At 63.3% G+C, this 6,102-nt stretch carries 9 protein-coding genes; all 9 read left to right on the top strand.

Annotated features, from left to right (window positions below; genetic code table 11):
* Positions 1 to 203: hypothetical protein (locus BRX37_RS27145; RefSeq protein ID WP_206434230.1), on the top strand; the 203-nt coding region annotated here is incomplete at its 5' end.
* Positions 204 to 311: 108 nt separating this feature from the next.
* On the top strand, positions 312 to 1,787 hold the full coding sequence (locus tag BRX37_RS25755) for an MFS transporter (protein ID WP_234832090.1): 1,476 nt from the start codon (positions 312 to 314) through the stop codon (positions 1,785 to 1,787).
* 15 nt (positions 1,788 to 1,802) lie between these two features.
* On the top strand, positions 1,803 to 2,360 hold the full coding sequence (locus tag BRX37_RS25750) for a TetR/AcrR family transcriptional regulator (RefSeq protein WP_017502940.1): 558 nt from the start codon (positions 1,803 to 1,805) through the stop codon (positions 2,358 to 2,360).
* 112 nt (positions 2,361 to 2,472) lie between these two features.
* On the top strand, positions 2,473 to 3,039 hold the full coding sequence (locus BRX37_RS25745) for a recombinase family protein (protein WP_046986025.1): 567 nt from the start codon (positions 2,473 to 2,475) through the stop codon (positions 3,037 to 3,039).
* Positions 3,040 to 3,137: 98 nt separating this feature from the next.
* Entirely contained in the window at positions 3,138 to 3,347 is a 210-nt protein-coding gene (locus BRX37_RS25740) for a ribbon-helix-helix protein, CopG family (protein WP_017502925.1), read from the top strand.
* Positions 3,348 to 3,542: 195 nt separating this feature from the next.
* Entirely contained in the window at positions 3,543 to 4,421 is an 879-nt protein-coding gene (locus BRX37_RS25735) for a helix-turn-helix domain-containing protein (protein ID WP_017502926.1), read from the top strand.
* 244 nt (positions 4,422 to 4,665) lie between these two features.
* The gene (locus BRX37_RS25730; RefSeq protein WP_017502927.1) at positions 4,666 to 5,289 is read left to right on the top strand and encodes a nucleotide-binding protein; all 624 of its coding nucleotides are present in this window, start codon (positions 4,666 to 4,668) and stop codon (positions 5,287 to 5,289) included.
* 21 nt (positions 5,290 to 5,310) lie between these two features.
* Entirely contained in the window at positions 5,311 to 5,637 is a 327-nt protein-coding gene (locus tag BRX37_RS25725) for a ribbon-helix-helix domain-containing protein (RefSeq protein WP_017502928.1), read from the top strand.
* 78 nt (positions 5,638 to 5,715) lie between these two features.
* The gene (locus BRX37_RS25720; protein ID WP_017502929.1) at positions 5,716 to 6,090 is read left to right on the top strand and encodes a type II toxin-antitoxin system RelE/ParE family toxin; all 375 of its coding nucleotides are present in this window, start codon (positions 5,716 to 5,718) and stop codon (positions 6,088 to 6,090) included.
* Positions 6,091 to 6,102 lie beyond the last annotated feature (12 nt).

Here is a 6,102-nt window from a genome sequence, read left to right as displayed (position 1 = left end):
AGCCGCCGAAAAGCGAGGCTGTCTGTCGCGCAAATCCTGAAACCTGCATCACGTCCGCAGCGGCCCGGAATCCGGGCCGCGACGTGTCGCAAAAATCAGTCGCGAATCTATCACTTTCGCACCTGATTTTCGCGACAGAATTTCTCCTGAAAAATCAGCGCCGGCGATTTTGTCGCAAAAATCAGGATTTCCGCGACAACTGACCGAGCTTTTTGAGTTGAAATTTTACAATCTAGAATGTATAGCGACGGCTGCTCAAACCGGATGGATTCCCAATGACGGCCTCACATTCAAACCGATGGCTCTTGCTGGTGACGGTGGCTGCCGGCCTGCTGCTCATCACCCTCGACAACTCCGTCCTCTATACCGCCCTTCCGACGCTCACCCGCGAACTCGGGGCGACGACCACGCAGGGGCTATGGATCATCAACGCCTATCCGCTGGTCATGGCCGGCCTGCTGCTCGGTGCCGGAACGCTTGGCGACCGCATCGGCCATCGCACAATGTTCCTCGCCGGCCTTGTCCTGTTCGGCATCGCGTCCATCGTGGCTGCGTTCTCCCCCACGCCGGAAGTGCTGATCGCCGCCCGCGCCTTCCTCGCCATCGGGGCATCTGCCATGATGCCCGCCACATTGGCCCTGATCCGCATCACCTTCACCGTCGAGCGCGAGCGCAACATCGCTATCGCCATATGGGGTTCCATCTCGATCGTGGGGGCCGCCATAGGCCCGATCATCGGGGGATTGCTGCTCGAACATTTCTGGTGGGGGTCAGTCTTCCTTATCAATGTTCCGGTGGTGATCGCGGCTTTCATCGGGACGCTGCTGGTCGCGCCGAAGGTCGCCGGCGACGGCTCGCGGCCGTGGGACTTGCTGTCATCAGTTCTGGCATTGGCCGCGCTGTCCGCGCTCGTGATCGCAATCAAGGACGCGGCCAGCGCCAATCCGTCTTCGGCCGTATTGAGCGCGGCCTTGCTCGTCACCGCAGCGGCGGGCTTCCTGTTCGTCCGGCGACAAGCGCGCTTGCCGTTTCCGCTGCTCGACTTCTCGATTTTCCGCAACCCGGCCTTTTCGTCTGGCGTGCTGGCCGCCGCCATGATGATGTTCGCCTTGGGCGGTATCCAGCTCGTGACGACGCAGCGGTTCCAACTCGTCGCCGGCTATTCCCCGCTGGAGGCCGGCTTGCTGGTTTCCGCCGCCGCCATCGGCTCGTTGCCGACCGCGCTGCTCGGCGGCGCGCTGCTGCACCGCATTGGCCTGCTCTACCTGATCGCGGGAGGGCTTGGGGCGGGGTCGCTCGCCGTGCTGCTGACGGCGTGGGGACTGTCGCAGGGAACGGGATGGGTGCTTGCAGGTATGTTCCTGACCGGCGCGGGGCTTGGAGCCGCTGCGTCGGTCGCGTCCACGGCCATCATCGGCAACGCGCCCGTGCATCGCGCCGGCATGGCCGCCTCGGTCGAGGAAGTGTCCTACGAGTTCGGCGGCCTGCTCGCCGTCGCCATTCTCGGTAGTCTGCTTTCGGCGCTCTATACACTCGGGATCGCCCTGCCCGAAGGCGCTCCCGTGGAAGCGCGCGACAACATCGCCACCGCTCTCACGCTGGCGGCCGGAGACACGGCAAACGGGCCGGCGCTCGTCGCGGCTGCATCCGCTGCCTTCGACAATGCCTATCTGGTGGTGATGTATGTCGGGGCTGCGCTATTGGCGGCCGGCGCGATCGTGACCGGGGTTCTTCTGCGCCGTTACGGGCCGGGGTCGCAATCCTCGCTCTATCCATCATCCCACTAGTTCGCGGAGGGCATCATGCGGACCAGCAATCGCAGGAAAATCCTCGACGCGATCATCGCCATTGTCGAGCGTGACGGCATTACCGCTGTCACCTTCGACGCCGTTGCGGCCGAAACCGGGCTGACGCGCGGCGGCTTGCTCTACCACTTCCCGTCGCGGGAGGCGCTTATCCTCGCGGCCCACCAACATCTTGCCGACCAATGGGAGGCGGGCATGGAGAAGATCGCGGGCGGCAAAGCCGACACGGTGGAGCCGGCCGAACGCGATGCGGCCTATATCCAGAGCTGCGCGCAGATGGCCCGCCGCGTCGAACTTCTGATGATGCTGGAAAGCGCCGGCGAGCCGGACCTTGATTCCTTATGGCAGGGCGTTCTTGACCGCTGGTCGCCGCCGGTTCCTGACGACGACGATCCGGCAGCCCTCGCGCGCTTCGTCGCCCGTCTTGCTGCTGATGGCCTGTGGGTCCACGAGGCAATGTCCAACCGGCCATTGCCGGCCAAGCTCAAGGAGCGTGTCTGTCGTGAGCTGGTGACGATGGCCGAAAGCATGACGCGAGATAGTAAGAACTCATAGACTTTGTCGCGAAACTCCCGAAACCCGCGACAGTCGCAGAATAGGGATTTTCGCGACGAGATGCACCCGCTAGATTCGGGCGGTGAGCATAGCAGCGAAAGCCCCCTGCCCCATGATGATCGGATATGCGCGCGTCTCGACCGACGGCCAGACCCTTGACCAGCAGCGCGCGGAGCTGAAAGCGGCAGGCTGCAAGCGCATCTTTGAGGAAAAGGCATCCGGCGCGCATCGCGGCCGCCCCGAGCTGGCGAAGATGCTGGACCATTTGCAGCCCGGCAACGTGGTGACGGTGACGCGGCTCGATCGCCTCGCCCGATCGACGCGCGATCTTCTCGACATAGCCGAGCGGATCGGCCACGCCGAGGCCGGCTTGCGATCGCTGGCCGAGCCGTGGGCCGACACGACGACGCCGGCGGGGCGCATGGTGCTGACCTTCTTCGCCGGCGTTGCCGAGTTCGAGCGCAGCTTGATCCACGAGCGCACGAGCGCCGGCCGGGCCGCTGCGAAGGCGAAGGGTGTTCGCTTCGGCCGCCCCCCTACCCTTTCGGCCGAGCAGATCGCACACGCCCGCCAGCTCATCAGCGAGGACAAGAAGCCGGCCGAGGTTGCCCGGCTGTTAGGTGTGCATCGCGCTACCCTCTATCGGGCTTTAGAACGCAATGACGTGAATACGCATTGACGTTACTGCGTTTAGTTGCCCTGCCCTAGAAGTAGTGCCTTTCCCGGTTCTTCCCGCAAGGGATTGCAGAATCGGGCGGCTTGCTCTTAGTTGTAAACATGAAGGAACGCGCGGAAGAGATTCGCAGAGGCGTTGCCGCCCACAGGGCGCGGCAGATCGCGGCCGGCCGCGTGGCGTTGAATACCTATGTTCCGGGTGAGCTTGTCGAGGCAATCGACAGGATCAAGGAGCAACGGGGCGCGTCAGCACGCGCGCCGATCATCGAAGAAGCGTTGAGGTTCTATATCGAAGCGAAGCAAGGGACATAACGGCAAAACGCCCGACCGTTGGCGCGGTCGAGCGTTTTTGTAGGCCGTCAGACACACCGTAGAGCCGGGGCCATCAAAGTCTCCCCTTATCTACGCTAGAGCACTCCAATTCGCAAGATTGATTCTTGCGGAAACGGGAGCGCCGTGCCTGCCGTCCACAGTCGTCATGTCCTTCAAATGGAAGGACGAGGGCATATGTTAGGGACGCAATACGCGGCCGCGATCGGCTGCGCGCGCGGGAACGCGCTTGATGAAATCATGCGGGAGGTTTGGAGCCGATACGGCGCGGGCCAGCTCACCGACGACGAGGCCGGCGAGCTTACGACGCTCGCCCATGAGCGCCGGGCCGCCCTGCGGGGATCGGGACAGACCGCGCTAGGGCTGGTCTTCCCGCCCCCTGCCCCGCGCTGCCCGACACCAGTTCGCCGGCATAGCCATATCCGGGGGCGATCGGAGGGCCGGATATGGCGGCCGACGACGCGCAAGGACGTGCAGGCGATCTTGAAGGCGGCCGAAATCTACAACGAGGCCGGCTTGCGCGAGAAGGGCGAGCGCAGCGGCCCGCTAGGATCGGTGGCGCTGGACGTGCTGCGGCTGTTCGTCAATCTCATCGACTTCCGCACCGGCCGGCTAGAGCCGTCAATCACCACGATCATGGATCGGCTAGGCCGGTCGCGCGATACGATCGTGCGGGCGCTGAAGAACCTGCGGGCGCATGGTTTCATCGACTGGCTGCGGCGCTACGAGCCGACCGGCAACGAGGGGCGCGGCCCACAGGTCCAGCAGACGAGCAACGCCTACCGCCTGTCCCTGCCGGAGAAGGCCCGGCAGTTCCTTGGACGGTTCAGCAAGGCCCCGCCCCTGCCCGACGACCACAGCGCCGCACAGGAAGCCCGCGCGGCCGAGGTGGACGCCTACAAGAAGGCCCTGCCCCTCGATGAGCTGGCGCTGTCCGAGGCCGGCGATACCGCGCTAGGCCGGGCGCTGGCGGCCCTTGGGAAAGCTATCCAGAAACGTGAGTCCGATAACCAGACTGAATCCCCATCTGATCTTTATCTAAGAGGGCAAACATAAGCGGTCGCCGCTGTTCGGGCTGCTTTCGCAGCCCTGCGGCGGTTCCGATCCGCTTATAGGGCGGATCGGGAAACGGCACCCTCACCACCTAATCCGCACCGTTCGCGCCTGCGGCCAGCATCCTATGGGCTTTCGAGAGGGAGCGAGGGGCAAGGTCGGCGCTCAATCTTTGCTGTATTGCTGGCAATAAGGTATTTAAGCAAAGCTTCTTGCCGTCAATTCTCATTGCTGCTATGCCAGCAAAATGAAAACAATCGCTATTGTCAGCCAAAAGGGCGGGGCTGGAAAAACCACCCTCGCCCTGCATATCGCCACGGCCGCCGAGGCGGCCGGGCTTTCGGCCGCGATTATCGACCTCGATCCCCAAGCAAGCGCCGCCGGCTGGGGCGATAGCCGACAAGGCGAGGCCCCGGTTGTCGTTGCACTTCCTCACACCCGCTTGCCGCAAGGCTTGCAGGCTGCGACCGATGGCGGGGCCGAGCTAGTCGTGATCGACACCGCGCCGCACTCGGAAGCGGCGGCAATGGCCGCGACACGAGCGGCCGACTTGGTGTTGATCCCCTGCCGCGCCGGCATCCTTGATCTTCGCGCGATCGGAAGCACGGCCGAGCTGGTGAAGCTCGCCCAAAAACCGGCTTTTGTCGTTTTGAACGCCGTGCCGCCGCGCGCCACGCAGCTCTTGGCCGATGCGCGCGCCGCCGTTCAGGTTCACGATTTGGAGGTTGCCCCCGTTGCCTTCCAGCAGCGGGCGGCCTTCGGACATGCGCTCACGGCGGGCAAAACCGCGCCAGAGTATGAGCCGGGCGGCAAAGCCAGCGACGAAGTTTCCGAGTTGCTGGCTTGGCTCAGAAGTCAGTTGCCGATTTGACTGCAAAGCATATTGCTGGCAATGCAGTTAAATGCTATTGCTGGCAAACTGGCAATTTTACGAGATGAGGCCATGTCCAAAAGACCGAGTTTAGCCGAGAGCATGAAAGCCGTGGGCGCGCAGGCATCCCCTGCCGCTATCGTGGAATCCGTCGCCGGCATGGCGACGGCTCCGGGCGAGGGCAAGCGTTACCACGCCGCCACGCGGGCAGGGATGAAGCGATTGACGGTCGTTGTCGAGCCGGAGGACCATCGCCGGGTCAAGAGGCTATCAGCCGACACCGACCGTTCAATTGAAGACCTTATGCGAGAGGCGCTTGCCGACTTGCTGCAAAAGCATAATGCCTGATTGCTGGCAAGGCGGCGGGCGCGTAAGTGACGATAGCCTTGAAGTGTGGCGCTATGTGTTATATATGACGGGGCAACGGTGAGAGTCTTCAAGAGCAACAGGTTTCACAGGTTCGCCCGTAAGGAGAAAATCTCCGATGCGATGCTATGTGAGGCGATCGAGCGCGCCGAGCGTGGATTGATCGACGCCGATCTTGGAGCCGGCCTCATCAAGCAGCGTGTTGCACGGCCGGGCGCTGGAAGATCAGGCGGCTATAGGACGCTGATTTTCTTCCGGGCGGAAACGCGGGCGGTTTTCGCATTTGGGTTCGCGAAAAGCGACTTGGCGAACCTAGAGGACGACGAGGAAGCCGCGTTCAAGAGGGCGGCTAAGTTGGTGCTTGGGTTCTCCGATGCACAGATGGACGCGGAAGTAGCGGCGGGCCGAATGTTAGAGGTGAATTGCGATGGCTAAGGCATACAAGAG

Origin of the sequence: Sphingomonas sp. S-NIH.Pt3_0716, assembly GCF_003950715.1 — a bacterium.
Taxonomy (GTDB): domain Bacteria; phylum Pseudomonadota; class Alphaproteobacteria; order Sphingomonadales; family Sphingomonadaceae; genus Sphingobium; species Sphingobium yanoikuyae_A.
Note: the sequence above shows the minus strand (reverse complement) of the source record. Positions and strands in the feature narration are given on the sequence as shown.

Excerpts from the sequence above, each read along its gene's own strand:
- BRX37_RS25730 (WP_017502927.1), top strand. The coding sequence starts at position 4,666 with ATGAAAACAATCGCTATTGTCAGCCAAAAGGGCGGGGCTGGAAAAACC.
- BRX37_RS25735 (WP_017502926.1), top strand. The coding sequence starts at position 3,543 with ATGTTAGGGACGCAATACGCGGCCGCGATCGGCTGCGCGCGCGGGAAC.
- BRX37_RS25745 (WP_046986025.1), top strand. The coding sequence starts at position 2,473 with ATGATGATCGGATATGCGCGCGTCTCGACCGACGGCCAGACCCTTGAC.
- BRX37_RS25750 (WP_017502940.1), top strand. The coding sequence starts at position 1,803 with ATGCGGACCAGCAATCGCAGGAAAATCCTCGACGCGATCATCGCCATT.
- BRX37_RS25725 (WP_017502928.1), top strand. The coding sequence starts at position 5,311 with ATGCAGTTAAATGCTATTGCTGGCAAACTGGCAATTTTACGAGATGAG.
- BRX37_RS25740 (WP_017502925.1), top strand. The coding sequence starts at position 3,138 with ATGAAGGAACGCGCGGAAGAGATTCGCAGAGGCGTTGCCGCCCACAGG.